The organism is Nocardia yamanashiensis NBRC 100130 (genome assembly GCF_001613325.1).
GTDB classification, from domain to species: domain Bacteria; phylum Actinomycetota; class Actinomycetes; order Mycobacteriales; family Mycobacteriaceae; genus Nocardia; species Nocardia yamanashiensis.
Window position 1 is genome coordinate 15,463 of sequence record NZ_BDCD01000028.1, and the last position, 23,853, is coordinate 39,315.

The 23,853-nt window shown below is 68.8% G+C and carries 19 protein-coding genes and 1 riboswitch; of the genes, 4 read left to right on the plus strand and 15 right to left on the minus strand.

What is annotated here, in order from left to right; all coding sequences use genetic code 11:
• Nucleotides 1-9: 9 nt before the first annotated feature.
• The 8 genes from NY1_RS30880 to NY1_RS30915 form a co-directional block, all read right to left on the minus strand.
• Nucleotides 10-897 carry an alpha/beta fold hydrolase gene (locus tag NY1_RS30880; protein ID WP_067720675.1) on the minus strand — a complete coding sequence of 296 codons (888 nt, stop codon included), beginning with the start codon at nucleotides 895-897 and terminating at the stop codon, nucleotides 10-12.
• Between the two features lie 177 nt (nucleotides 898-1,074).
• A complete protein-coding gene (locus tag NY1_RS30885; protein WP_067720676.1) occupies nucleotides 1,075-2,847 on the minus strand; it encodes an AMP-dependent synthetase/ligase in 1,773 nt (590 codons plus the stop codon).
• Nucleotides 2,848-2,899: 52 nt separating this feature from the next.
• On the minus strand, nucleotides 2,900-4,162 hold the full coding sequence (locus NY1_RS30890; RefSeq protein WP_067720677.1) for an acyl-CoA dehydrogenase family protein: 1,263 nt from the start codon (nucleotides 4,160-4,162) through the stop codon (nucleotides 2,900-2,902).
• Nucleotides 4,163-4,181: 19 nt separating this feature from the next.
• Entirely contained in the window at nucleotides 4,182-5,060 is an 879-nt protein-coding gene (locus NY1_RS30895; protein WP_067720678.1) for an SDR family oxidoreductase, read from the minus strand.
• A 21-nt stretch (nucleotides 5,061-5,081) separates the two neighbouring features.
• The gene (locus NY1_RS30900) at nucleotides 5,082-5,945 is read right to left on the minus strand and encodes a MaoC/PaaZ C-terminal domain-containing protein (RefSeq protein ID WP_067720679.1); all 864 of its coding nucleotides are present in this window, start codon (nucleotides 5,943-5,945) and stop codon (nucleotides 5,082-5,084) included.
• A gap of 17 nt (nucleotides 5,946-5,962) precedes the next feature.
• Complete coding sequence (locus NY1_RS30905) at nucleotides 5,963-6,400, minus strand: type II toxin-antitoxin system Rv0910 family toxin (protein WP_067720680.1); 438 nt, start codon at nucleotides 6,398-6,400, stop codon at nucleotides 5,963-5,965.
• Between the two features lie 51 nt (nucleotides 6,401-6,451).
• Entirely contained in the window at nucleotides 6,452-7,657 is a 1,206-nt protein-coding gene (locus tag NY1_RS30910) for a lipid-transfer protein (RefSeq protein WP_067720681.1), read from the minus strand.
• Between the two features lie 214 nt (nucleotides 7,658-7,871).
• On the minus strand, nucleotides 7,872-8,519 hold the full coding sequence (locus tag NY1_RS30915; protein WP_067720682.1) for a TetR/AcrR family transcriptional regulator: 648 nt from the start codon (nucleotides 8,517-8,519) through the stop codon (nucleotides 7,872-7,874).
• A gap of 265 nt (nucleotides 8,520-8,784) precedes the next feature.
• Between NY1_RS30915 and NY1_RS30920 the strand changes: the two genes are divergently transcribed.
• Nucleotides 8,785-9,936 (plus strand): hypothetical protein, encoded by a 1,152-nt coding sequence (locus NY1_RS30920; protein ID WP_067720683.1) that lies wholly within the window; start codon nucleotides 8,785-8,787, stop codon nucleotides 9,934-9,936.
• 34 nt (nucleotides 9,937-9,970) lie between these two features.
• On the opposite strand, the gene NY1_RS30925 is transcribed toward NY1_RS30920, so the two are convergent.
• Nucleotides 9,971-10,597 (minus strand): adenylate kinase, encoded by a 627-nt coding sequence (locus NY1_RS30925; RefSeq protein WP_067720684.1) that lies wholly within the window; start codon nucleotides 10,595-10,597, stop codon nucleotides 9,971-9,973.
• Between the two features lie 41 nt (nucleotides 10,598-10,638).
• Between NY1_RS30925 and NY1_RS30930 the strand changes: the two genes are divergently transcribed.
• Complete coding sequence (locus NY1_RS30930; protein ID WP_067720685.1) at nucleotides 10,639-11,304, plus strand: 4a-hydroxytetrahydrobiopterin dehydratase; 666 nt, start codon at nucleotides 10,639-10,641, stop codon at nucleotides 11,302-11,304.
• Here NY1_RS30930 and NY1_RS30935 read toward each other — a convergent pair.
• The 3 genes from NY1_RS30935 to NY1_RS30945 all read right to left on the minus strand — a co-directional run bounded on the left by NY1_RS30935 (nucleotide 11,301) and on the right by NY1_RS30945 (nucleotide 15,996).
• Nucleotides 11,301-12,500, minus strand: coding sequence for an MFS transporter (locus NY1_RS30935; protein WP_084535651.1), 1,200 nt, complete (start codon nucleotides 12,498-12,500; stop codon nucleotides 11,301-11,303). The genes NY1_RS30930 and NY1_RS30935 overlap by 4 nt on opposite strands.
• Before the next feature lie 209 nt (nucleotides 12,501-12,709).
• Complete coding sequence (locus tag NY1_RS30940; RefSeq protein WP_067720695.1) at nucleotides 12,710-14,074, minus strand: FAD-binding oxidoreductase; 1,365 nt, start codon at nucleotides 14,072-14,074, stop codon at nucleotides 12,710-12,712.
• 704 nt (nucleotides 14,075-14,778) lie between these two features.
• The gene (locus NY1_RS30945; RefSeq protein ID WP_067544012.1) at nucleotides 14,779-15,996 is read right to left on the minus strand and encodes an NADP-dependent isocitrate dehydrogenase; all 1,218 of its coding nucleotides are present in this window, start codon (nucleotides 15,994-15,996) and stop codon (nucleotides 14,779-14,781) included.
• A 269-nt stretch (nucleotides 15,997-16,265) separates the two neighbouring features.
• Between NY1_RS30945 and NY1_RS30950 the strand changes: the two genes are divergently transcribed.
• Nucleotides 16,266-16,910 (plus strand): hemerythrin domain-containing protein, encoded by a 645-nt coding sequence (locus NY1_RS30950; protein ID WP_067720696.1) that lies wholly within the window; start codon nucleotides 16,266-16,268, stop codon nucleotides 16,908-16,910.
• A 57-nt stretch (nucleotides 16,911-16,967) separates the two neighbouring features.
• On the opposite strand, the gene NY1_RS30955 is transcribed toward NY1_RS30950, so the two are convergent.
• From NY1_RS30955 to NY1_RS30965, 3 genes are all read right to left on the minus strand, one after another.
• Nucleotides 16,968-20,486, minus strand: coding sequence for an ATP-binding protein (locus NY1_RS30955; RefSeq protein ID WP_067720686.1), 3,519 nt, complete (start codon nucleotides 20,484-20,486; stop codon nucleotides 16,968-16,970).
• Nucleotides 20,487-20,564: 78 nt separating this feature from the next.
• Nucleotides 20,565-21,188: a hypothetical protein gene (locus tag NY1_RS30960; protein WP_157762571.1), complete on the minus strand. Its 624-nt coding sequence runs from the start codon at nucleotides 21,186-21,188 to the stop codon at nucleotides 20,565-20,567.
• Between the two features lie 157 nt (nucleotides 21,189-21,345).
• Complete coding sequence (locus NY1_RS30965) at nucleotides 21,346-22,842, minus strand: MFS transporter (protein ID WP_067720688.1); 1,497 nt, start codon at nucleotides 22,840-22,842, stop codon at nucleotides 21,346-21,348.
• 136 nt (nucleotides 22,843-22,978) lie between these two features.
• On the opposite strand from NY1_RS30965, the gene NY1_RS30970 reads away from it, so the two are divergent.
• The gene (locus NY1_RS30970; protein WP_067720689.1) at nucleotides 22,979-23,680 is read left to right on the plus strand and encodes a TetR/AcrR family transcriptional regulator; all 702 of its coding nucleotides are present in this window, start codon (nucleotides 22,979-22,981) and stop codon (nucleotides 23,678-23,680) included.
• A 12-nt stretch (nucleotides 23,681-23,692) separates the two neighbouring features.
• A riboswitch (SAM riboswitch) is annotated at nucleotides 23,693-23,803 on the plus strand.
• Nucleotides 23,804-23,853: the final 50 nt, after the last annotated feature.

The following is a 23,853-nucleotide window of genomic DNA, read 5'->3' on the forward strand; positions in this document are numbered from 1 at the left end:
CCGCCGGAGTCAGCCCACCGCGTCCTGCGGCGGAATCACCTTGCGGTCGACGAAATCGGCGATCAGCGCGGCGATTCCGTCCGGATCGTCGAGTTGCGGGCAGTGCCCGGCGTGCGGCAGTACCGTCAGTTCGCTGTCCGCCAGCCGGGCGTGCAGGTCACGGCTCGCCTGTACGGGAATGATCCGGTCGCGTGCACCGTGTACGACGGCCACCGGACAGGCGACGGTGAGTTCGGGATAGCCGGCCACGGTCTCGTGGGCGAAACGGGTGGCGTACTCCGCCAGCCACGACAGTTCGGACATGGTGCCGTACTTGGCGGCCCAGATCGCGAGCAGTTCTCGGTCCGCCGTGCGAGGGCGGCCCCACAGCAGATAGCGGCCGCCCGTGATGATCACGCGCCGGACCAGTGGCGCGGGTACCGGAAGGCGGCGCAGCGCCCGGGCGGCACGGGGTGCGATGCGGCCGCGCGCGAAACGGGCCAGCCGGTCGCGGGAGAGGATCGGCTCGTCCAGGGCGACTATGCCCAGGACCGAGGCGGGATGCCGGTGCGCCGCCCGCAGGGACATGGCGACACCGAGCGAATTGCCCACCAGCACAGCGGGTCCCGTCGTTGCGAGCAGGCCGTCCACGAAATCGTCGAGCTGCGGCAGTAGCGGACCGGCGTCGAACGGATCGGCCCGGCCGAAGCCGGCGGCATCCACCGCCAGCGCACTGCGATCGCGCCGGGCCAATCCGGCGAGTACACCGCGCCAGGTATCGGCGTCGTCGGCGAAACCGTGCAGCAGCACGATCGGCAGGCCACGGCCGTCGACCCGCAGCGCGCGGGTACGAGTGCGACCGTAGGTGGTGAGTTCTTCGGTTACTCCGGCGGATTCGCCGTTTACAGGTGACGGCATTGTCACTCCCGTTGTGCGAGAAGTTATTCGGGCAGCGCCGCGCGGACGGGCATCGGATCGGAAGAGTGCGACGGCACGGGTAGCAGGTTCACGGCTTTCCCGCGCCCAGCGCCGGCCGCACAGCCGTCGATGGCTCCCGGGACAACCGTCGCGGGCACGCCGCGTGCCGGCCACCGATCAGGCGTACATGGACTCGATGGCGTCGGCGTAGGTGACGGCGATCGGTTTGCGGCGGAGCTTGCCGGTCGGGGTGAGGTGGGTGGTGCCGGGCTCCCAGCTCTCGCCGATCACCGTGTACTTCTTGATCTGCTCGACGCGGGAGAGGGTGGCGTTGGCGGCGTCGACTCCGGCTTGAATCTCGGTGCGCACCAGCGGATTCACCGCCAGTGCGGACAGCGAGCGATCGGGGATGGCGTGCCGTTCGGCGAATGCCGCTGCCGCGTCGGGATCGAGGCAGATCAGCGCGGTGTTGTAGGGACGGGCGTCGCCGATCACCGCCACCGGTCCGGCCAGCGGGGTGGCGACGGCGATGGCGTTCTCGATATTGGCGGGCGACATGTTCTTGCCCGCCGCGTTGATGATGAGTTCCTTCTTGCGATCGACGATCGAGAGATAACCGTCCGCGTCGAGGGTTCCGATATCGCCGGTGTGCAGCCAGCCGTCGGCATCGACGGCGGCGGCGGTCTGTTCGGGATCGTTGCGGTAGCCGCGCATTACATTCGCCCCGCGCACCAGCACCTCGCCGTCGTCGGCGAGCCGGATCTCGGTGCCCGGCAGGGCGGTGCCGACCGTGCCGATGCGGATCCGGCCCGGCCGGTTGACCGTGGCGCCCGCGGTGCATTCGGTCATGCCGTACGCCTCGCACACCGTAATGCCCAGGCCCAGAACGAATTCCAGCGCTTCCGGGGCGAGCGGGGCGGCGCCGGTCACTCCGAGCCGCACCTGATCGAGCCCCATGCGGGTGCGAATGCGCGACAGCACCAGGCGATCGGCGACGGCGTATTGCAATGCCAGCGCCGCTCCGGGTTTCCGGCCCGCCGAAGCCAGCCGCGCCCGCGCCCGCCCCACGCCGATCGCCCATTCGGCCAGCGCTCGTTTGACGGGGCTGGGTTCCGCGGCGATCTGCGCTTCGATGGCCGCTTTGACCTTCACCCAGATGCGCGGCACGGCAAGGAAAACCGTGGGCCGCACCTCGGTCAAGGTCGCGATCGCCTGCTTGGGGTCGGACAGGGTCGTCAGCTGCACGCCTTTAAGCAGATTGCCGTAGTGCGCGAACCATCGGTTGGCGGCGTGCGCGTCCGGCAGGTACGAAATGACCCGGTCCCGCCCGTCGACCCCGCCGAACTCCTCCACAATGCGGGCATTGGCGATGAAGTTGGCATGGGTCAGCTCCACCCCCTTGGGCGGGCCGGTGGTGCCGGAGGTGTAGACGATGGTCAGCAGATCCTCGGGACGCACTGCGCGCCAAGCGCTTTCGAAGTCGAACTCCGCAGCCGGCGCGGCTTCCACCGCATCCAGCCCGATGGTCCCGTCGATCGCGCCGTCGACACACACGACGTGCTCGACCTTCCCGCCCAGCTCCTTGGCCGCCAGCACCACCGGCACGAACTGCCGCTCGCACACCACGATCCGATTGCCCGCGTTCCCGAACAGGTAGGCGAGCATCTCCGCCGGATTGGTGTTGTACACGGAGAACGGCGTCGCCCCCGCGTGCAGCACGGCGGTATCCACCAGATGGAACTCCGGACGATTGGTGAGCATGATCGCCACCGTGTCGCCCGGACCGACGCCGAGTCCGGCCAGCCCGGCGGCAATGGCGCGCACCCGCCGCGCGTACTCCCGCCAGGTCACCGTGATGCCGCCGCCCGCGTCACGCAGGGCGATGGCATCGGGATCACGGGCGGCGGTGATTTGGAAAGCGTGGCACAGCGTGGCCGGCTCCGAGGTCACGGGCGGTGACTCCGTTTCGTGAGAGATGTTGTGGTTCGGTGGTTCTCGTCCCCTACTGCGCCAGCAGCCCCTTGGCCACGTGCGTCACCTGGATCTCGTTGGAACCCGCGTAGATCATCAACGACTTGGCGTCCCGGGCCAGCTGCTCGACGTGGTACTCGGACATGTACCCGTTGCCGCCGAAGAGCTGCACGGCGTCCATCGCGACCTCGGTAGCGATCTCCGAGCAGTACAGTTTCATCGCCGAGGCCTCGGCCAGTGTCGGCGGCTTGCCGGCGCGGGACCGCTCCAGGGCCATGAACACCATGTTCTGCACATTGATCCGCGCGACTTCCATCTTGGCGAGCTTGAGCTGCACCAGCTGGAAGCGCCCGATCTCCTGCCCCCACAGCTTGCGGGTCTTCGCGTATTCCACACAGCGGCGGTGACATTCGTTCACGATGCCCAGCGCCATGAACGCGACGCCGATGCGCTCGGCGGTGAAACTCGAACGGGCGCTTTCCCGTCCGTCCCCGCCCTTGTGCTCCTCGGTCTCCCCCAGCAGCCGGTCCTTGCTCAATCGCACATTGTCGAAGAACAATTCGCCGGTGGGCGAGGCGTGCAGGCCCATCTTCTTGAACGGCCTGCCCTGGGTGAAGCCCTCCATGCCCTTGTCGAGCACGAAGGTCAGCACCTTGCGATCGCGTTTGTCCGCGCCGTCGCCCTCGTCGAGCTTGGCGTAGACGATGACGGTGTCGGCGTAGGGACCATTGGTGATGAAGGTCTTCTGGCCGTTGAGGATGTAGTCCTCACCGTCGCGCCGCACATAGGTCTTCATGCCGCCGAAGGCGTCCGATCCGGAATCCGGTTCGGTGATGGCCCAGGCCGCGACCTTCTTCATGGTCACGATATCGGCCACCCAGCGTTCCTTCTGGGCGAGCGTGCCGCGCCCGAGAATGGTGGTGGCGCCGAGACCGATGCTCACGCCCATGGCGGTGACCAGGCCCATGCAGACCCCGGACAGTTCGCTGACCAGCACCGCCATCAGCGATTCCTGGCCGGCGAAGGCGCCGCCGTCGCCACCGCCGGACTTCTTCTCCGGCAACGGTTCTCCCGCGGCCAGCGCTTCCTCCCGCTTGCGCTGCTTGGCGAGCAGTTTGGTGACCGACTCCTCCCCCAGGGCGTCGATCCCGAACTCGCCGAATAGTTTCCGGATGATCGGGTACGGCAGCATCTCGCCGCTGTCCAGGGCATCCAGGTGCGGGCGGATCTCCTTGTCGATGAACCCGCGTACCGCGTCGCGGATCAGTTCATCGGTCTCGGACCATTCGAACATCGTTGTTCTCCAACCTGATTCAGGGCAGGCGCGCGCCGATATCGTCGACCGACCACGGGCCTTCGGTTTCGATGGTCTTCACGTCGTGCCAGCCCGCCAGTTCCGAGATGGCGCCGCCCTGCACCGCGAACACCTTGCCGGTGATCGGGCACTTCTCGGTGGCCAGGTAGGCGACCAGCGGGGAGATATTGGCCGGGCTGAAGGCGTCGAACTCGCCCTCCTCCAGGCCCGCTTCCTGCGCTTTCATCATGTCACCCATGCCCGGCGTGGCCAGCGTGAGCCGGGTGCGGGCGATCGGCGCGATGGCGTTCACGCGCACCCCGTAGCGGGCCAGCTCGTCGGCGGCGACCAGGGTGAGCGCGGCGATACCGGCCTTGGCGGCGCCGTAGTTGCCCTGCCCGGCATTCGGCACGGTGGTGCCGGACGCGGAGGCGGTATTGATGACCGCGGCATTGGGCTGATTGCCCGCCTTGGACTGTTCCTTCCAGTACCCGGCGGCATGACGCAGCACGGCGGCGTGGCCCTTGAGGTGCACGGCCACGACCGCGTCCCACTGCGCCTCGTCCATGCCGGCGATGAAGGCATCGCGCAGGATGCCCGCGTTGTTCACCACCACGTCCAGCCGGCCGAACTCCGAAACCGCCTGGTCGACCAGGTTCTTCGCGCCCTGCCAGTCCGCCACGTTGTCGGAATTGGCGATCGCCCGCCCCCCTGCGGCGGTGATCTCCGCGACGACCTCGTGTGCGGGCCCGCTGTCGGCGCCCACCCCTTCGTTGCTGCCGCCGAGATCGTTGACGACCACGGCCGCGCCTTCGCGGGCGAACAGCAGCGCGTGCTCACGCCCGATGCCGCGGCCCGCGCCGGTGATGATCGCGACCCGTCCCTCGAGTGCACCCATGAATATCTCCTCGATTAAGAATCAGTCGGCGATGACGGCCAGGCCGTCGCCGAGAACTACGTCGTCACCGCGCACGGTGCGGAAGGCGTAGGTGGTTTCCCCGCCCTTGCTGCCGGTCGCCCAGATCTGGGTCTCCAGGTCGTCGCCGGGGAACACCATCTTGGAGAAGCGGACGGCGAAACGCTTGAGCCGCTCCACATCCGAGCCGCCGACCGTGGTGAGCACGCCCCACGAGGACATGGCCATAGTGCACAGGCCGTGCGCGATGATGCCGGGCAGACCGGCGTCCTTGGCCACCTGCTCGTCCAGGTGCAGCGGCACCGGATCGCCGGACGCCGGGGAGTACCGGTACGTCTGATCCGGATCGACGTGCGCCGGAACAGTGTGCTGCGCAGGCGATTTCGCCAGTTCGGCGTCCAGCCGGTGCGCGGGGGCGCTGTCGCCGACCTGCTCACCGATATCGATATTGCGGAAGAACGCGGTCAGGTACTGCTCGTTGACCAGTTCCCCGTCCTCGGCCCGGCATTCGATGAGAATGGTGATGGTGGAGCCGTTCGACTTGCCCTCGTACCCGATGGCCTTGGCGCGCGAAACCAGCTGATCACCGGGCCGGATCGGGCGGTGGAAGTGGAAGTCCTGCTCCCCGTGCACGACCCGGCCGAAGATCTCCATCGGCACCACTTCGAGCACCGGCATCATCATGGCCTCGAAGACCGGGACGATGCCGAAGATCGGCGGCGCCACTTCGCCTTTGAGATGCGCTTCGATGGGGTCGTTGGTGGCGGCGGCGTATTCGGCGATACGCTCCGCGGTGACCTCGAACCGTTCCTCGTCGCTCCAGACGTTCAGCCCGGCAGGATCGAAGCGAATGACCTTGTCGGTCATGGGTTTTCCCTTCGCGATCAGGCCGCGGTGGCCAGGGCGTCGAGGGCGGTGAGGGTCTTGTCGAGCTGGGTCAGCCCGTCCTTCTCGACGGCCTTGCCGAGCGCGCCCTTGATCAGCGCGCCTTCGAAGTCGCCGGAGACGGAGAACTTCGAGCCGCTGCCCTCGGGGGCGATGTCGAAACCGAACTGCACCTTGACGCCGGCCATGCCGGTGCCGCTGAGCACCAGGCGATTCGGGGTGTCGACGCTCTCCACCACCCACTCGATCTTGTTGGCCATGCCGAGCATGAGGATCTTGGCGGTCAGCTTGGCGCCGGGGGCGAGCACGGCCGGCGGCTCCTCCATCCAGCGCTCGTGGATGGAGAACCACTTGTCCCAGGTCTGCGGATCGGAGACGACGGCCCACAGGGCGTCGGGGGTGGCGGTCAGTTCACGGCTGGCTTCGATGTGGCCCATGATGTGCCTCTTTCTTCGAAAGTGGAGATTTCCCAGGATGCGGGGATTCGATCAGCGGTCGGCGCGCTGGTAGGCGGTGACGACGGCCGCGCCGCCGAGCCCGATATTGTGCTGGAGGGCGGCGGTGACGTCGTTCACCTGCCGCTTGTCGGCGGTGCCGCGCAGCTGCCAGGTGAGTTCGCTGCACTGCGCCAAACCCGTTGCGCCCAAAGGGTGTCCCTTGGAGATGAGCCCGCCGGAGGGGTTCACCACCCATTTGCCGCCGTAGGTGGTCTGGCCCGCGTCGATCAGATGGCCGGCCTCGCCCTCCTTGGCCAGGCCCAGGGCCTCGTAGAGCAGCAGCTCGTTGGCGGAGAAGCAGTCGTGCAGCTCGATGACCTGGAAGTCCTCGGGGCCCAATCCCGCTTGCGCGTAGACCTTCTCGGCCGCTTGCACGTTCATGTCGTAGCCGATGAGGTTCTTGGCCGAACCATCGAAGGTGGACTGGAAATCGGTGGTCATGGCCTGGCCGACGATCTCCACCGCCTGCGCGGAGAGGTCGTGGCGGTTCACGAAATCCTCGGAGGCCAGGATGACCGCGCCGGAACCGTCGGAGGTCGGCGAGCACTGCAGCTTGGTCAGCGGGTCGTAGATCATGCGCGAGCCCAGGATGTCGTCGAGCGAATACTCGTCCTGGAACTGCGAATACGGGTTGTTGACCGAGTGCTTGTGGTTCTTGTAGCCGATCTTGGCGAAGTGTTCGGCGGTGGTGCCGTACTTCTTCATGTGCTCGCGGCCGGCCGCGCCGAACATCCACGGGGCCACCGGGAACAGCACCTCGGAGATCTCGGCGAGGGCCATGATGTGCTTGGCCATCGGCTGCTCGCGGTCGTCCCAGGTGGAGCCGAGCGAACCGGGCTGCATCTTCTCGAAGCCCAGCGCCAGGGTGCAGTCGGCGAGACCGCCCCGGATCGACTGTGCCGCAAGGTAGAGCGCGGTGGAGCCGGTGGAGCAGTTGTTGTTGACATTGACCACCGGGATGCCGGTCATGCCCAGTTCGTAGACCGCGCGCTGGCCGGAGGTGGATTCGCCGTAGACGTAGCCGACGTACGCCTGCTCGACCTCGCGATAGTCGATCCCCGCATCGGCGAGGGCCTTGGTCCCGGACTCCCGTGCCATATCGGGGTAGTCCCAGTCGCTGCCGTCTTCGTTCTTGCGCCGCCCCGGCTTTTCGAACTTCGTCATGCCGACGCCGACGACGTAGACCTTGTTCGTCATCGAACTCCCTCAGATCAGGGTCGGTCCCCCTGGACCGAACAGAAACAAACATACAAAGCTGTATGTAAGTACGCAAGAGGGTAGCCGGGACTCTCGGCTTCCCCGACATGGCGGCGGCGGAGGCAGTTGTGTCGATACATACAGTCGGCGTTGTACGTTTCGCGCATACGAAAAAGCCGCCGGGACGGCATCCCGGCGGCGCTCGGCGCGGAGGCTATTCGGCGGCAGGCCCCAAGCCCGGCACGCTTCCGTCGGCGATCCGCCGCAGGTGCGCCGCGGCCCGCTTCCAGCGCCGCTGCGCGCGATCGGGATCGGGAGAGACGAAGTTGGACATCAGAATTCCGCGCATGACATCCATGGCGGTGTAGACCAGATCGCGAGCTTCCTTGCGCTGCATGGCATCCGGCACCAATTGCGCCACCGCGACCAGCACCGCATTGTTGACGAACGGCTCGACCTTCTCCATCTCGGCGGCCAGCAGCGGGTCGGTGCGCCCGGCCACCCAGAGTTCGATCGCCGCGATGAACAGCGGCCCCTGATGCAGCTCCCACATGAAGTCCAGTGCCGCGTCCAGCGGATTGTCGCCGGTACGCACCCGCTCCAGCTCCTGCATCGCCGCCTGGGTGCGCCGCTGCGCGAGATGACTGATGGCCGCCACGACCAGGTCCGTCTTGGAACCGAAATGATGCACCTGCGCACCCCGGGTCACCCCCGCGCGCTCGGCCACCCGCGGCGTAGTGGTGCCCGCGTACCCGTACTCCACCAGGCATTCGATGGTGGCGTCGAGCAGCCGCACCCGCATCTCGTTGCTGCGCTGCTCTTGCGTGCGGCGCTGCGGTTTCGAGACGGCGGACCTGGTCATGCGACGATCTTACACTTACATACAGTCGTGTATGTTCACGCCTCGTCAGTTCTCCGAGTTGCATCGCCTCGGACAGGCGAGCACACACGATCGGCCGATCGAAGGTCGGCCTGACAATTCGGTAGCTGAAATTTTGCCAAGGTTTGCAATCGATTACCGAGGCGGTGCGCATGCGCAAACGACCCGGTACGAGGCTCCGCCGTCGACTACCATGAGCGCTTCGCGGCCGGGGCGGGCGCGGCCGATCGACCGGGGCCTGGTAGTTATGAGCGTATTGGCCGGGGCGCCACTGCATTCCACCGTCATTGCCGCGCTACGCACTGCGGGCAAACAGGTTTCGCACTCCGTCGACACCCGCGATCTGCTGGTGGCCCTGATGTGGGTCGACGAACCGAGCCACTGGTCGCGGATCGAGTTGCACGCCGGCGCTGTCGATGCCATCGCGGGCAAGATCGCCCACGATCCGGTCGATCGCAGCTCGGCCGAGTGGCGCGGCATTCCCCTCACCGGCACCTGTGCCGCCGCCCTCGGCATCGCCGAACGCCTGGCCCGCTACTACGACCTGTGGCCATTGCCCGCCGGCATTCTCGCGCTCGGCTTGATCGCCGACGAATCCAGCGCCGCCGCACAGGCTTTGGGCGACGGGCTCCAGCGCGGCGAACTGCTGCGCCTGATCCAGAACGAAGTGCTCGGGATATCTCTCAGCAGGCTCGGAGCCGTGCTGCCCGCGATCGTCCAGGAAGCGACCAACCCATCACGACCGCTGCCGTTCGGCTGGGTGCCCGCGGACGCCAGGCTCTGCTGCGGCGTCTGCGGATCCGTCCCGGCGGTGAACGTGAGTCTCAACGGCCACCAGGGCTTTCTGCTGTGGATCCGATTGGAGACGGTGGCGGGAACATTCTGCCGGGACTGCGGGCTGGCCACCTATCGCTCCTTGACCGTCAAGGGGCTCTGGCTGGGCTGGTGGAGCCCGGTCTCGCCGTTCTTCAACGCCTTCGTGCTGCTGACGAATCTGCAGGGCCGCAGCACCATCGCCCGGCTGCCGCCGCCTGTCCCGGGCGCACCCCGCACGCCGCTGGACCCGGGCCGGCCACTGCACCGTCGCCCGTCCGCCATCGGCGGCATGCTCATCCCGGTCATTGCCCTCATCGCCCTCGCGACCGCGATCATCACCTCCGGCGACCCCGAACCCGAACCCGAACCGCGCCACGCCGCCATCGGTACCTGCTTCGATCAGGTGCCCTGGGTCGTCACCACCGTCGAGATGAAGGAGGTGCCCTGCTCCGACGCGAGCGCACGCACCCAAGTCGTGGCCTGGTTTCCCAGGGATATCGATGGCGCCAACGAATGCCCCAAGCAGGGCGGCAACGGGTATCGCAAGAACGACGATGGCGTGCTGTGCCTGAAGACGCGGTAACGGCGGGCGGACACGCCGGTCCGGGGACCGATGATCAGTCCGTGATGCCGAGGGCGGCGAAGACCCGGCCACGCACCTCCTCGACCGATCCCACGCCGTCGACCCGGCGCAGCAGGCCGCGGGCTGCGTAGAAGGGCAGCAGGTCGGCGGTCATCGTGCGGTAGGTGGCGATGCGGTCGCGGACGACGTCCTCGCGGTCGTCGGGGCGGTGCTCGAGTTCGGCGCCGGCCGGTGGGGGGTTGTATTTCAGGTGGTAGATCCGGCCGGTGCGCTTGTCGATGCGGCGGAGGACGGCGCGTTCGATCAGCAGGTCCTCCGGGATATCCAGGGCGGCAACCGCATTCAGGGCGAGGTCGTGCTGGGCGAGGACGGTGTCCAGGCCGGCCGCCTGGGGTGTGGTGCGGGGGAAGCCGTCGAGCAGGAAGCCGGGTGCGCAGTCGGGTTCCTCCACACGCTTCGCCACGAGCGCGAGCACGACCTCGTCCGGCAGCAGACCGCCGACGGCCATCAGGTCGACGTGTTCCTGCGCCAGTTCCCCCGCGGCCTTGGCCGCGCGCAGCATGTCACCCGTGGAGATCTGCGGAATCCCCAGCCGTTCACAGAGGAATGCCGCCTGCGTGCCCTTGCCCGCGCCGGGCGGTCCCACCAAGACGAGTCGCATGATCACACGGTACGGCGGGGCGGGGCTGGCAGGATGGTTGGATGACGAAGCTGACCGGGAAGCAGATCGCCGAGGCGGGGCTGGACGGGTGGGTTTATGTGCCGGGCGGGTTGCAAACCCGGATTCGGACAAAGGATTTCGCGGGTGGGCTGGCCGTGGTGAACGCGATCGGGGCGGTGGCGGAGGAGCTGGATCATCATCCGGATCTGAATCTGCGGTACGGGTTCATCGATGTGCGGTCCAGCAGCCATGATGTGGGCGGGGTGACCGAGCGGGATGTGCGGCTGGCGCGCCGGATCTCCGCCATTGCCGCCGAGGCCGGGGCGGTGCTGGAACCGGAGCGGGTGTCACGGTTGGAATTGGCTCTCGATACGCCGGATCGGGCTGCGGTACAGCCGTTCTGGGCTGCCGTGTTCGGGATGGAACTCCCGTCCGGGGCCGCGCTCGCGGACGAGATCTCCGATCCGGCCGACGCATTGCCGACCGTGTGGTTCCAGCAGTCCGGGTCCGAGGAACCCCGTCAGCGGTGGCATCCGGATATCTGGATCGAACCGGCTCAGGTACAGCCGCGCCTGGAAGCGGCGCTCGCCGCGGGCGGCGAGTTGGTCAGCGACGAGGCCGCGCCGAGCTTCTGGGTGCTGGCCGACCCGGAGGGAAACCGGGTTTGCCTGTGCACCTGGCAGGATCGTGAACCGCCGCAGAGCTAGGCGGCTGCCGCGCGCCGGGCGAGGGTCACGGTGACCGTGAAGAGCAGGACGCCGAGGATCGCCAGGCCGGTGCCGACCAGCGCCGGCGCGGTGTAGCCGAGTCCGGCGGCGATGACCAGGCCGCCCAGCCAGGCGCCCGCGGCATTGGCGATATTGAGGGCCGCGTGGTTGAGGGCGGCGGCCAAGGTCTGGGCGTCGTGCGCCACGTCCATCAGGCGGGTTTGCAGGGCCGGGCCGAGTGCCGCGCCGGACGCGCCGACGAAGAACGCCGCCACCGCGGCGGTGAACGGATTGTGCGCCGCCGCAATGAAAGCGGCCAGGATGACCACCATCGAGAGCAGGGCGGCGTACACCGCGCGGTCGACGCCGCGGTCGGTGAGGATGCCGCCGAGAATATTGCCCGCCACCATGCCGAGACCGAACAGCATGAGCACGATCGGGACCAGACCGAGGGACATGCCGGCCACATCGGTGAGGGTGGTGGTGATGTAGGTGTAGACGGCGAACATGCCGCCGAAGCCGACCGCGCCGACCAGCAGGGTCAGCAGCACCTGCGGGCGGCGCAGCGCGCCGAGTTCGGTGCGGGGATCGGTGAGGACGATGCCGGTGAGCTCCGGCACGAAGCGCGCGATGGCGGCCACCGTGGCCAGACCGATGACGGCGACCACCACGTAAGCGTCCCGCCAGCCCAGATGCTGCCCCAGCCACGTGGCGGCGGGAACGCCGACAACGTTGGCGGCGCTCAGACCCAGCATAACTGCGGCAACCGCTTTGGCCCGTTGCCCCACCGGTGCCAGCGAGGCCGCGGCCAGCGACGCGACGCCGAAATACGCGCCGTGCGGCAGGCCCGAGACGAAACGGGCCGCGGTGAAGGTCAGGAAGGTCGGGGCCACCACCGACGCGGCATTGCCCACGGTGAACGCCAGCATCAGCACCATCAGCAGGCGTTTGCGCGGCACCCGGGCGCACAGCGCGGCGATCACCGGGGCGCCGATCACCACGCCGAGCGCGTACGCCGAGACGGCATGCCCGGCACTCGGTTCCGAGACGCCGAAGGTCTTCGCGATATCCGGCAGCAAACCCATGGTGACGAATTCGGTGGTGCCGATGCCGAACCCGCCCAGCGCCAGCGCCAGCATGGCGGGGATATGCCAGCCGCGCTCTCGCACGACCGGCGTGGCATCGGACGCGGTCATGGTGGGCGCGGCGGCCTCGGAAACTGATTTCGGCACAACCAATCGCAACACCGGAGCGAACCCGGCCGAAACCCCCGAACGCGGTGATCTCACTCACCACGCGCCGATCTTCGTCACGTCCGGGCGGGTTACCGGGTTCGCTCACTCCGCCGCGAGCCGCACCCGGCCGGCCAAGCGATGGCAAGCCGTGGCGGCCGCCACCTCCCCGCCTATCCGGCGGCGGCGTTCGCGACCGGGTAGCTGGAGCGGAAAGTCGCGGCGGGGTCGTATTTGCTCTTGATCTGCTGTAGGCGGGTCAGGGTTTCCGGATCGAAGGCGGCTGCGACGGATTCGCCGGAATCCAAGTAGGTCAATGGTTTCCGGCCGGACAGGTGCGGGCGCAGGGCGGCGGTGACGGCGTCCTGGCGGGCGGCGACCACAGCGGCCAGTTCCGGGGTCGGGATCGGCCCGAGGAGGGAGAGCAGGTAGGGCTCGCTGATGCCGCCCGCGCAGCCCGCGTCGGGGGCAGGGCGGGTGATCGCGCCGCCGAGGTGGCGGAGCTGAGCCAGCGCTAACGGAGCGGGGGTGCCGCCGGGGGCCACGGCATCGAGCAGGGCGGCGGCGGTTTCGGGGGCGAGATCGGTGAGGAGTTCGCCGCGGATGCGGGCCGGGGTGGGAGCGGTGGGTTCCATGCAGATGGAACCGATCTCGGTGGGCAGCAGCGGGCGGCGGGTGTCCAGCACCAGGCCGGGCACCTCCTCGAACCAGCGCAGCGGGGAGGTGACCGCGCCCTGGGCCAGCACGTCGATGGCGACCATGGCGCGGCCGCGCAGCAGTTCGGGAAGCTGTGGGAAGGGCGGGAATTGGATGACGGTGTACCAGATGCTCAGGCCCTCGGGCGCTTCCAACGTGGCGCGGCGGAAGGCCGACAGCACCGCTTCCGCCTGCTCGCTCGGCCACAGCATGCGACCGCCGGACAGCGAATCCGCTTCGAACAGTTCGAGTTCCAGCTCCGTGACGAGCGCGAAATCGCCGCCGCCGCCACGCAAGGCCCAGAACAGGTCCGGTTCGGAGTCGGCGCTCACCCGGGTCCGGGCGCCGTCCGCGGTGATCACCTCGAACGCACGCACCGTGTTCGCGGCGTACCCGTGACTGCGCGCGAACCAGCCGAGGCCGCCGCCGAGCGTGTAGCCCGCCACGCCCACCACATCGGAACTGCCCACCGCACCGGTCAATCCGCGTTCGGCGGCCGCGCCCAGCACATCCAGCCAGGGCATGCCCGCGCCGATCCGAGCCGTCCGCGCCCGCGCGTCGATCTGCACGCCCTGCAAGGCGCGCGTCTTCACCAGAATCGTCCCGTCGGCCGCGGTGGACGCCCCGTGCCCGGTGGTCTGCGTGCTCACCGCCAGCCCCGCCCGGCCCGCGTACCGCACCACGGCCGCCGCGTCATCGACGTCCGCGACCTCGACCACGGCCACCGGCTGCTGCGCCACCGCCACATTCCACGGCATCCGAGCCTGCTCGAACCCGTCCTCCCCCATCGCGACGACCCGCCCGCGCACCGCGCTCCGCAGCTCGTTCCCGATTCCCGTCATCATTCCTCCTCCGATACACCGTTCCCCGCACCGGTTTCCCGGTGGACGATGCACATCCACGACCGCGCATGCCGATCGGCATGCCGGGCAAGCACTTCCGGCCAGCCGTCCAGTAATCACCCGGCCACCCACCCCGCGTTAACCGCGCCCGCCCGCTACTCCCCCGCCATCTTCACCGCGCCCCGATGACCGTTTCATGATCACGCCCCGCAACCGCCCCCGGAAACCAGTTCGGGCACCCGCCCACCCACCGGATTCGGTGGAGGCAGGTGCCCGTGCGGAGCGCGGCGGAAGGATGGTCCTGGCCGGGACGGTAGTCCCGGCCCCCATCGTTCGCCGCTGCGGCGCTGTTCACGTTGCATCAGCGCAAGCTCCGGACCCAGTTCGGTCCGTCGCCCCCGGTTTGCCTCGCGGCATGCCCGGGTCAGAGGTGAGACCTGAGGTCACCCCGGTCCAAAGGCCGGGACCTGGCGGCCGCTACCTGGTTCCGAGGCGAACCTCACGGCTCGTTCCCGATCTCAGGAGCGCGACTCGCGCCTCACCTTGATTTCATAGGCGAGACCTCTCGGCCCAGCTCCGATTTCAGGAGCGCGACCTCGCGTCTCACCCTGGGGTTTCAGGGGCCGGCCCCTGAATCTCCCTCCCCTTTCGGGGTTTCAGGGGCTTGCCCCTGAGAATTGCTTCTCTCCCGCCGCAGGCGGGGCTCAGCGCAGCTCGCGCGCCAGGTTGGCGTCCAGCACGCCGAGGAACTCCTCGGTGGTCAGGTAACCCTGGTCCCCGCCGACCAGCAGCGCGAGATCCTTGGTCATCTGCCCGTCCTCGACCGTCTTGATGACGACGTCCTCGAGGGTCTGCGCGAAGCCGATCACCTCGGGGGTGTTGTCCAGCTTGCCGCGATGCGCCAGACCACGCGTCCACGCGAAGATCGAGGCGATCGGGTTGGTGGAGGTGGGCTTGCCCTGCTGGTGCTGACGGTAGTGCCGCGTCACGGTGCCGTGCGCCGCCTCCGCCTCACAGGTGCGGCCGTCCGGGGTGAGCAGCACGGAGGTCATCAGACCCAGCGAGCCGAAGCCCTGCGCCACGGTGTCGGACTGCACGTCGCCGTCGTAGTTCTTGCAGGCCCAGACGTAGCCGCCCTCCCACTTGAGCGCGGAGGCGACCATATCGTCGATCAGGCGGTGCTCGTAGGTCAGACCGGCCGCGTCGAACTCGTCCTTGAACTCGGTCTGGTACACCTCCTCGAAGGTGTCCTTGAACATGCCGTCGTAGGCCTTGAGGATGGTGTTCTTGGTCGACATGTACACCGGGTAGTTCTGCTGCAGGCCGTAGTTCAGCGAGGCCCGCGCGAAGTCCCGGATGGACTCCTGGAAGTTGTACATGCCCATGACCACGCCGCCGTCTTCCGGCATGCGCACGACCTCGTGCTGGATCGGCTCGGAGCCGTCCTCGGGCGTGAAGGTCAGGGTGACGGTGCCCGCCTGGTGCACCTTGAAATCGGTGGCACGGTACTGGTCACCGAAGGCGTGGCGGCCGATGATGATCGGCTTGGTCCAGCCCGGAACCAGACGCGGGACGTTCGAGATGATGATCGGCGCGCGGAAGATGGTGCCGCCGAGGATGTTGCGGATGGTGCCGTTGGGCGACCGCCACATCTTCTTCAAGCCGAATTCCTCGACTCGCGCCTCGTCCGGGGTGATCGTCGCGCACTTGACGCCCACGCCGTGCTTCTTGATGGCGTTCGCGGCGTCGATGGTGATCTGATCATCGGTCTTGTCGCGGGCTTCGATGCCGAGGTCGTAGTACTCGAGGTTCACATCGAGATACGGATTGATCAGCTTGTCCTTGATGAACTGCCAGATGATCCGGGTCATCTCGTCGCCGTCGAGTTCGACGACGGTGCCTTCAACCTTGATCTTGGACATGGATCTTCGTGTCCTCCTAGGAAGGTGGTGCTCCCATTGCACGGCCGGTGAGCACCGCTTGTAGCGGACCCCAGCTGTTCAACAGACAACGTATACGCCCGGCGCCCGGCCGGGGGCCTCTGGTACCAGGTCCACGTCCGATGTGGCGTCAAGCATGACAAGCGTACTGCTGGTCCCATCCTCACCGCGCGGCCAGCCCCCGCTGTGCGGGAACGCGGCATCGGTTACTCGCAAGTAGGGTGCAAGTGACCCAGCCCACTGTTTCCAGTATGCCGACCGAAACCACCGGGCCCGACCTGCTGGGTATGCGCCTCGCCCACCGGGCCATGCTCGCCGACACCCAGCGCCTGTGCGAACTCACCCGCGATATCGCCGCCGGGCGCGCCGACTGCACACCCGCACGCGCGGCCGCCATCACCGATTACCTGCTGCTGCTCTGCGACAGCATCCACCATCATCACACCATCGAGGACGAGGTGCTCTGGCCGCTGCTGCGCGGCACCGGCGCGGTCGACGTGCGCGAACTCGAGGACGATCACGCCCAGCTCGACCCGATCCTCGACGCCGTCCGCACCGAGGCCCGCGAATTCGCCCGCTCCGCCACCGGTTCCGCCGCCGTCCTCACCGGCTGCCTCTCCCGCCTGCACGCCCTGCTCGCCGAGCACATCGCCGACGAGGAGAAAACCGTCTTCCCGGTGATCACCGGCTATCTGGACGCGAAGCAGTGGAGCACCGTCGAAGCCGAGGCCCGGAAGGGCGCGAAGATGAGTTTCGAGTTGCCCCGCATGTTCGCCATGTGCACGCCCGAGGAATGGGAGCGCGCCACGGCCGAGGGCGGGCTCGTGCTCACCCTGATGCTGCGCTGGTTCGGGCGATCGCATCGCCGGCGCGAAGCCCTGATCGCCGGGGGCTGATCGAGGGGTGAGCGGGAACCGGCTGTGGCGCACGCCCGCAATCGGTTTCCGCTTCGGTCAGGCCGGGAGGGCGGCGAGCTGGTCGGAGATGCAGGCGGTGAGCTGTGCCGCGTGGAGGCGGTGCGCGGCAGCGGCAACGGGATCGCCGAGCGCGTCGGCGAGTTCCGCCAGGACCGTGTCCATCGGGCCGTAGACCACCGAACCGGTATCCAGGCCCGCCATGGTGCCCGCGCGCGGCAGCATGTCCCGATAGCACTCGCGCATGCCGTCGAGGTCGTTCAGCCGGAGCGCCGCCCGAGCCCGGAAGACCACCATGACCGACCAGTAGTGATCCCGCTTGATCGGTCCCGCCTGCTCGAAAACCGCTCGCGCGCGGTCGTTTTCACCGGCGTCCAGCAGCGCGACCACGTAGGGATGGACCAGGACGCCCGGGGCGGCCGCGTGGAAACGACCCATCGGTTCGACCAGTTCGGACAGGTCGCCGCGCGCCCAGCCCAGCACCATGGCGGCGGCGATCATGAGTTCGGCGCCGTTGGCCGTCCCCGACGCCACCATATCGGCGCTGCACTCGGCATAGATCCGCTCGGCGGCGGCCAGATCGCCGCGCAGGATGGCCAGCACCGCCGAGAACGTCGACAGCACGGTGAGCAATTGCCGCAGCTGTCCACCCGTCGCGCATTCCAGACCGCGCTCGGCCTCGTCCCGTGCTCGCGCCAGATCGTTCGCGCCGCACGCGATCAGGCAGCCCAGAAAGTGCGCGACCGCTTGGAATTCGACCAGCCCGGCCGTGCCGGCGAGCGACCGGAGTTCCGTGGTCAGCGCTTCCCGCTCGTCCCACAGGTCCGGGCCGAGCGCCAGGAACGCCCTGGCATTCAGGGCCGCGCACAGCAATTCGGCATCGCCGAGTGCGCGCGCCGTGGCGAGCGCCTCGGCCGAGGCCGCGAACGCCAGCGGATCGTCGTCACCCTCCACCTCGAACACCGTGGTGATCAGCAGGCGCACCCGGGTCGCGGGCGGCAGCGGACGGTCCAGCGCCGCCGCCAGCGCCCGGACCATCCGCTCGTCCGGGAGGCGTTTGTCCCGCGTCCCCCAGATCAGCGGCGACCGCCAGGACCCCAGCGCCGCCGCCATCGGATCGCCGCGGCCCGGTCGCGCCGCGGCCAGCCGTTCGGCCACCGCCAGCGCCTGCTCGCGCAAGCCCCGGGCGGCGGAGTCGTCGCCCCGGTAGGCGAGTGAATTGACCAGGGCGCACATCGACTCCAAAATGCCTGCGACGGCGTCGCTTTCGAGTCCGGCGGGCAACCAGGACGGACCGGAATCGCCGCCGAAACCGGGCACCGGCGGGGCGGTAGAAACCGTTTCGCGCGCGCCCCGATCATGATCGACCGGCCCAGCGATCAGAACCGTTTCGCCCGCGGCCTGATGGCGATCGACCAGCCCAGCAGTCAGAACCGTTTCGCCCGCGGCCCGGTGGTGATCGCCCGGCGCGGCCGTGAGCGCGGGCGGCAACACAGTCAGATATCCGGCGAGGACGTACAACTCGAGAACCGCGCGCCACAGCGGTTCGGCGTCCGGGAATTCGCGGCGCGCGCCGGCCTGCAAGGCGGCGGCGCGCACATAACCCAACGCTCGCAGCGCATTCGCGGAGTTGGCTCCGACGATGGCGTGATGCGCGAGCGCGTCGAGATCGGGCGCGCTCGCCCGCTCCGCGACCGCCAATGCCGTCCAATGCATGCGAGCCCGCCGCAACGCCGGAATCCCCGCATAGACGGCGTCCCGGGTCAGCGCGTGCCCGAATCGGATCCGCCCACTCCGCTCGATCCGCAACAGCCCCGACACGACGGCGGTATCGACCAGATCGACCAGCGTCTCCTCGTCCTCACCGCTCAGCTCCAGCAGCGAGTCGAAGTCCGCCCCTTCACCCCAGACCGCCAGCAGCCGCAGCAAGCGAGCCGCCGCCGCGGGCAACCGGGCGATCCGCCGCAGCAGTACATCCCGCGCCCCGGCCGGCACGGCGAGCAAATCCCCCTCCGCCGCGGCGAGTTTCGCCAGCTCCGCCACGAACAGCGGATTCCCGCCGGTGCGATCCCGCACCAATTCCGCGGTCCCGTCATCGATCCCGCGCAAACCCGCGGCCTCGGCCACCACCCGCACCGCCGCGGCGTCCAGACCCGTCAGCTCCAGCCGTCCGGCCGTCGCCGCCGCCAGCGCCGCCGAAGTCCCCCGCACCTCCTCCCCCGCCTCCGAACCCCGCATGGTCACCACGAACAGCACCGGCAGCCGCGCGGACCACGCCACCACCTGCCGCAGAATCTGCAGGGTGGCGCTGTCCGCGCGATGCGCATCCTCGAGCACGATTACGACCGGGACGGCCTCCGCCGGATCGGCGGTGGTCAAGCAATCCGCCACGGCGCGAGCCAAACCGAACGGAGTGGGATGCGCCGCGAGATCGGCGTTGCCGCCGCCCAATTCGTCCAGCAATTCCATCCAGGCCCAGGCGGCGGGTGCGCCGTCCACCTCGGGGCACTGGCCGATGACCACGCGCCAGGCAGTGGCGGCCAACTGCTCGGTGACGGCTCGGACCAGGGTGGTCTTACCGGCTCCAGCTTCACCTTCGAGCCACACCAGGCGGCCGTGCCCGATGGCCGCTTCGTTCGCGGCGGCGAGCAGCGCGGCGCGTTGTCCGGGGTAGCCGACCGGCGCGGAGGGGGTTGCCGATCCGGTTGCGCCGGTATCGGTTTCGGCAAGGTGTGCCGACGTGACGCGCCCCGGAGAGGAATTTGCTGTCGCATCGATCGCGGGGTGCGGGGGAAGTGGCGGGGTGAGGGACGGGTCGTGAGCCAGGATGGCGGCTTCGAGAGCGCGCAAGGGCGGGCTGGGGTCGATGCCGAAATCGGTGTTGAGAGTGGTGCGGAGGGCGCGGAGGGTAGCCAGGGCTTCGAGCTGGCGGCCGAGGCGGTACTGGGCGAGGGCCAGGAGGCGAACGGCGGCTTCACGTTCGGGGTGTTCGTCGACGAGGCGGCGGAGACTGGCGGCGGCCTCGTCGGGGCGGCCCAGGAACAGGGCGGCTTCGGCTCGTTGTTCGACGGCGGTCCGGCGCAGGTCGGTCAGGCGGGTGATCTCGGCCGCGCTCCAGGCGGTATCGGAATAGGGAGCGTAGGCCGGGCCGCGCCACAGGGCCAGCGCCGCGTCCAGGGCGCGATGGCGGGCGGCGGGGTCCGTCGCCGCGGTGGCGGTCGCCATCAGTTGGTCGAAATGCCAGGCGTCGACGGACGAAACCGGCAGGCGCAGGGCATATCCCGGAGCCTGGGAGACCAGGATGCGAGCCGGGGCGCGGGGCGACCGCTCCGGTTCGAGGGACCGCCGCAGGTACGAGATGTGCGCCTGCAACGCCCCGGATGCCTTCGGCGGCGGTTCACCCTGCCAGAGGTCCTCGATGAGCCGATCGACCGAAACCACTTCGCCCCCGGCCGAAACCAGCCGCGCCAGTACCGCGCCCTGCATCGGCCCGCGCAGCACGGCGGGGCGGCCGCCGACCGATACCCGCAGCGCGCCCAGCACTTCCACCAACACCACGGGTGGTACATCGGCGGGATCGGTGCATTCGCTAACAGTGCGAACGACCGGCGCGAGCCTGGTATCGCGACCGCCGGATCACTTCCGCAGCGCGCGCACCCCGGAGGCGGCGAGGACGAGGCCGACCGCAATAGTGCCGGGGATGATCCAGAGACCCTCCGCGCCCGGCAGCGCTTCGGCCGCCGCCATGGCGAATACGGCCAGGATGATCACCGCGGCGGCGGGGCGGCCGAGCAGTGGGCGTGGGGCGGCGAGGGCGCAGGCCGCCAGTAGCAGGAAGCCGAGCAGGAAAGCGGCGGCGAGCGGGCCATTCACCGGGAGGGCCGCGTCTTCGATGGCGGTCTGTTCGTGGTGGGACAGGCGCGGGGCGACGAAGGCCTCGTGGTACGCGCCGACGGGAATGGCCAGGGTCAGGCCGAGATAGAGCAGGGCGCCCGCGAGCGTGGACAGCCTTGCCACCCAGCTGCTTCCGGCGAGCCGCCAGGCGGCCGTCACCAGGGGCAGGCCGATCGCCATGAGGACCGCGCCCGCGCTGAAGGTCAGGTGGGCGGCGACCCAGGTCGGGGCGTGTTCGGCGGTTTCGGAGTGTTCCAGCGGGTGCAGGCCGTTGCCGATCGCGAACAGCACGCCGCCGGCGATCAGTGCGGCGGCGCGCGGCTGGAGGTCTCGGTCGGCCACGGTGGGGGCCGTCGTCATCGTCATGGGCACAGGATCGGTGTGCGGTATTCACCGCGACTTGCGGCCGGCTTGCGGCGGGCGGCCGGATTGCCCGGCGGCGGTACGGAATCCGGCGCGCCGACCGGGCGGGAGTACGGGTCCGGGCCCGCCGCGAGGTGCGCGGCGGGCCCGGAGCGGTGGGTCAAACCGCCACGTGCACTTGGTGTTCGGGTCCTTCGAGGAGGTTCTCCGGCTTGTCCCGGATCATGAAGGCGATGATCGGGATGCAGGCCAGGAAGAAGCCCGCGCCGATGTAGAAGGCCACGTCGTAGCTGTGGATGGAAGCCCGGGCGACCACATTGTCGATGGTCGGGTGGTTGCGGGCGTAGCGTTCGGCCGCCTGCACCGAGAGGGTGGTCAGCAGTGCTGTGCCGATGGATCCGCCGACCTGCTGGGCCGCGTTGAGCAGGGCGCTGGCGACGCCGGAGTCCTTCTCCTCCACCTGATGCAGCGCGGTCGCCTGCATGGCCACGAACAGCCCGCCCATGCCGAGGGCGATGAGGATCATGGCGGGCAGCAGACTGGCCGCGTAGCCGTCCCCGAATTCGAGCTGCGCCAGGTAGATCAGGCCCGCGGTGCCGAGCACCGCACCGGCGAGCATGATCGGGCGCGGTCCGATGCGCGGCAGCAGGGTGCTGGCGATGCCGGCCGACACCACGATGCCCGCGGGGAACGGCAGGAACGCCACGCCCGCCTTCAAGGCCGAGTACCCGAGCGTCATCTGCAGGTAGAAGCTGAGATTCAGGAACATGGCGAACATGGCGATGGGCACCAGCAGCGCCACCAGGAACGAACCGCCGCGATTGATCTCACCCGGAATGCGCAGCGGCAGTAGCGGATCGGCGGTGCGGGCTTCGATCACCACGAATGCCACCAGCAGCGCGGAGCCGGCGATGAGCAGGGCCAGGGTGCTGGCCGCGCCCCAGCCGTCCGAGGCGGCGCGGCTGAAGCCGTAGACGATCGAGATGAGGCCGAGCGTGCCGGTGACCGCGCCGGGCAGGTCGTAGCCGCCGGTGCGCGGCGCGGGCACGTCCTTGATCACGAAGGCGAAGGCTCCGGCCAGGGCGAGCAGCGCGATGGGCGCGTTGACCAGCAGGCTCCAGCGCCAGTTGGCGTATTCGGTGAGCGCCCCGCCCGCGATCAGGCCGATGGCCGCGCCACCCGCCGACACGCCTGCGAACACGCCGAAGGCCCGGGCGCGTTCCTTGGCTTCGGTGAAGGTGATGGACACCAGCGACAGTGCGGCGGGCGCGAGCAGCGCGCCGAACGCGCCCTGCAGACCGCGGCCCGCGAACAATTGCCCGGCGTTCTGCGCCAGCCCGGCCAGCGCCGACGCCCCGGCGAAACCGATCAGGCCGATCATCAGGATGCGGCGGCGGCCGAGGTAGTCGGCGAGCCGGCCTCCGAGCAGCAGCAAGCCGCCGAAAATGAGCGTGTAGGCGGTGAGCACCCACTGTTTGTCGCCGTCGCTGATGTGCAGGTCCTGCTGCGCGAACGGCAGTGCGATGGTGACGATGGTGGCGTCCAGCACCACCATGAGCTGCGCCATGGCGATCACCGCCAAGGCCCACCAGCGTCTGGAATCTGTTGTCCCGCCGACGTTTTCGCCGGTCTCGAGTGTTGCCGTCCCAGCGGACATGAGCCTCTCCTCAGGGTTTCGAACAGCTCGCACCATCGTGGCATCGCCGGACATTTGTCGTCAAGAGAAAAATGTCTGACTGCGACAGTTGGCATAAGCGGACACTATCCGCCGGGATGCGTCTAAAATGGGGCCCATGTTCGACTCGTCAACGCTGACCGCGCGCCCGGGCCTGCGCGAACGCAAGAAGCAGCAGACCCGCAACCGGATCATCGATGTGGCGCTGAACCTTTGCGACGCACAGGGTTTCGACGCCACCACCGTCGAGCAGATCGCCGCCGAAGCCGATGTCTCGCCCCGCACGGTGAACCGCTACTTCGCGAGCAAGGAAGACATCGTCATCGCCCCGATCGAGGACTGGGGCCAGGCACTCGCGGAACAGTTGCGAGCCCAGCCCGTCACCGGCAATGAGCTGCAAGCCCTGCTCGACTCCTTCCTGGTGGTGGTCGACCTGATCCTGGGCGGCGACTCCCCCGTGCCGTTCCGCTGGTTCCAGCAAATGCAGCGCATCACCCGCGACAATGTGGCCGTGCGCGCACAGAGCCTGGAGGCCGCCGACACCAAGACCCGGTCGATGGCCCTGGTGCTGGCCGAACGCCTGCACACGACCCCCGACGCCGCCGCGGTGCAGGTGATCGCCGCGACCTGGCATGCCATCGTGCGGGTGGGCATGGAGTGCGATTTCGACGCCGACTCCGAATTCCCGGACTGCGCGACCGCCACCTCGGCCCGCCAGCTGGCCGACAATGTGCGAGCCGCCTACGACGAATTCGTCCGGGTCTGCGCGACTCCGACTGTGGCCAGCCCCACTTCGGAGACCGCCGCCGCATCCCGTTAGAATCTCGCAACAGGTCAAGAGCATCAGCGCCAAGCCCCGGCTCGCTGATCGGCAACCCTCCAGCTGCGGTGGGGTGCTCCGGGTGAAGACCGGGCGCTCGACGGCCGAGCGCAAGCGCACTGTAGGAGGTCTACCGAAATGTGTTGTTGTCGAAGCCTATTCGCCTTCCGATA

Coding starts and splice junctions, on each gene's coding strand:
- NY1_RS30910 (WP_067720681.1), bottom strand. CDS start 7,657: ATGACGAACAAGGTCTACGTCGTCGGCGTCGGCATGACGAAGTTCGAA.
- NY1_RS30960 (WP_157762571.1), bottom strand. CDS start 21,188: ATGACGATGACGACGGCCCCCACCGTGGCCGACCGAGACCTCCAGCCG.
- NY1_RS30915 (WP_067720682.1), bottom strand. CDS start 8,519: ATGACCAGGTCCGCCGTCTCGAAACCGCAGCGCCGCACGCAAGAGCAG.
- NY1_RS30895 (WP_067720678.1), bottom strand. CDS start 5,060: ATGGGTGCACTCGAGGGACGGGTCGCGATCATCACCGGCGCGGGCCGC.
- NY1_RS30945 (WP_067544012.1), bottom strand. CDS start 15,996: ATGTCCAAGATCAAGGTTGAAGGCACCGTCGTCGAACTCGACGGCGAC.
- NY1_RS30935 (WP_084535651.1), bottom strand. CDS start 12,500: ATGACCGCGTCCGATGCCACGCCGGTCGTGCGAGAGCGCGGCTGGCAT.
- NY1_RS30940 (WP_067720695.1), bottom strand. CDS start 14,074: ATGACGGGAATCGGGAACGAGCTGCGGAGCGCGGTGCGCGGGCGGGTC.
- NY1_RS30950 (WP_067720696.1), top strand. CDS start 16,266: ATGCCGACCGAAACCACCGGGCCCGACCTGCTGGGTATGCGCCTCGCC.
- NY1_RS30970 (WP_067720689.1), top strand. CDS start 22,979: ATGTTCGACTCGTCAACGCTGACCGCGCGCCCGGGCCTGCGCGAACGC.
- NY1_RS30880 (WP_067720675.1), bottom strand. CDS start 897: ATGCCGTCACCTGTAAACGGCGAATCCGCCGGAGTAACCGAAGAACTC.
- NY1_RS30920 (WP_067720683.1), top strand. CDS start 8,785: ATGAGCGTATTGGCCGGGGCGCCACTGCATTCCACCGTCATTGCCGCG.
- NY1_RS30890 (WP_067720677.1), bottom strand. CDS start 4,162: ATGTTCGAATGGTCCGAGACCGATGAACTGATCCGCGACGCGGTACGC.
- NY1_RS30900 (WP_067720679.1), bottom strand. CDS start 5,945: ATGACCGACAAGGTCATTCGCTTCGATCCTGCCGGGCTGAACGTCTGG.
- NY1_RS30965 (WP_067720688.1), bottom strand. CDS start 22,842: ATGTCCGCTGGGACGGCAACACTCGAGACCGGCGAAAACGTCGGCGGG.
- NY1_RS30930 (WP_067720685.1), top strand. CDS start 10,639: ATGACGAAGCTGACCGGGAAGCAGATCGCCGAGGCGGGGCTGGACGGG.
- NY1_RS30925 (WP_067720684.1), bottom strand. CDS start 10,597: ATGCGACTCGTCTTGGTGGGACCGCCCGGCGCGGGCAAGGGCACGCAG.
- NY1_RS30905 (WP_067720680.1), bottom strand. CDS start 6,400: ATGGGCCACATCGAAGCCAGCCGTGAACTGACCGCCACCCCCGACGCC.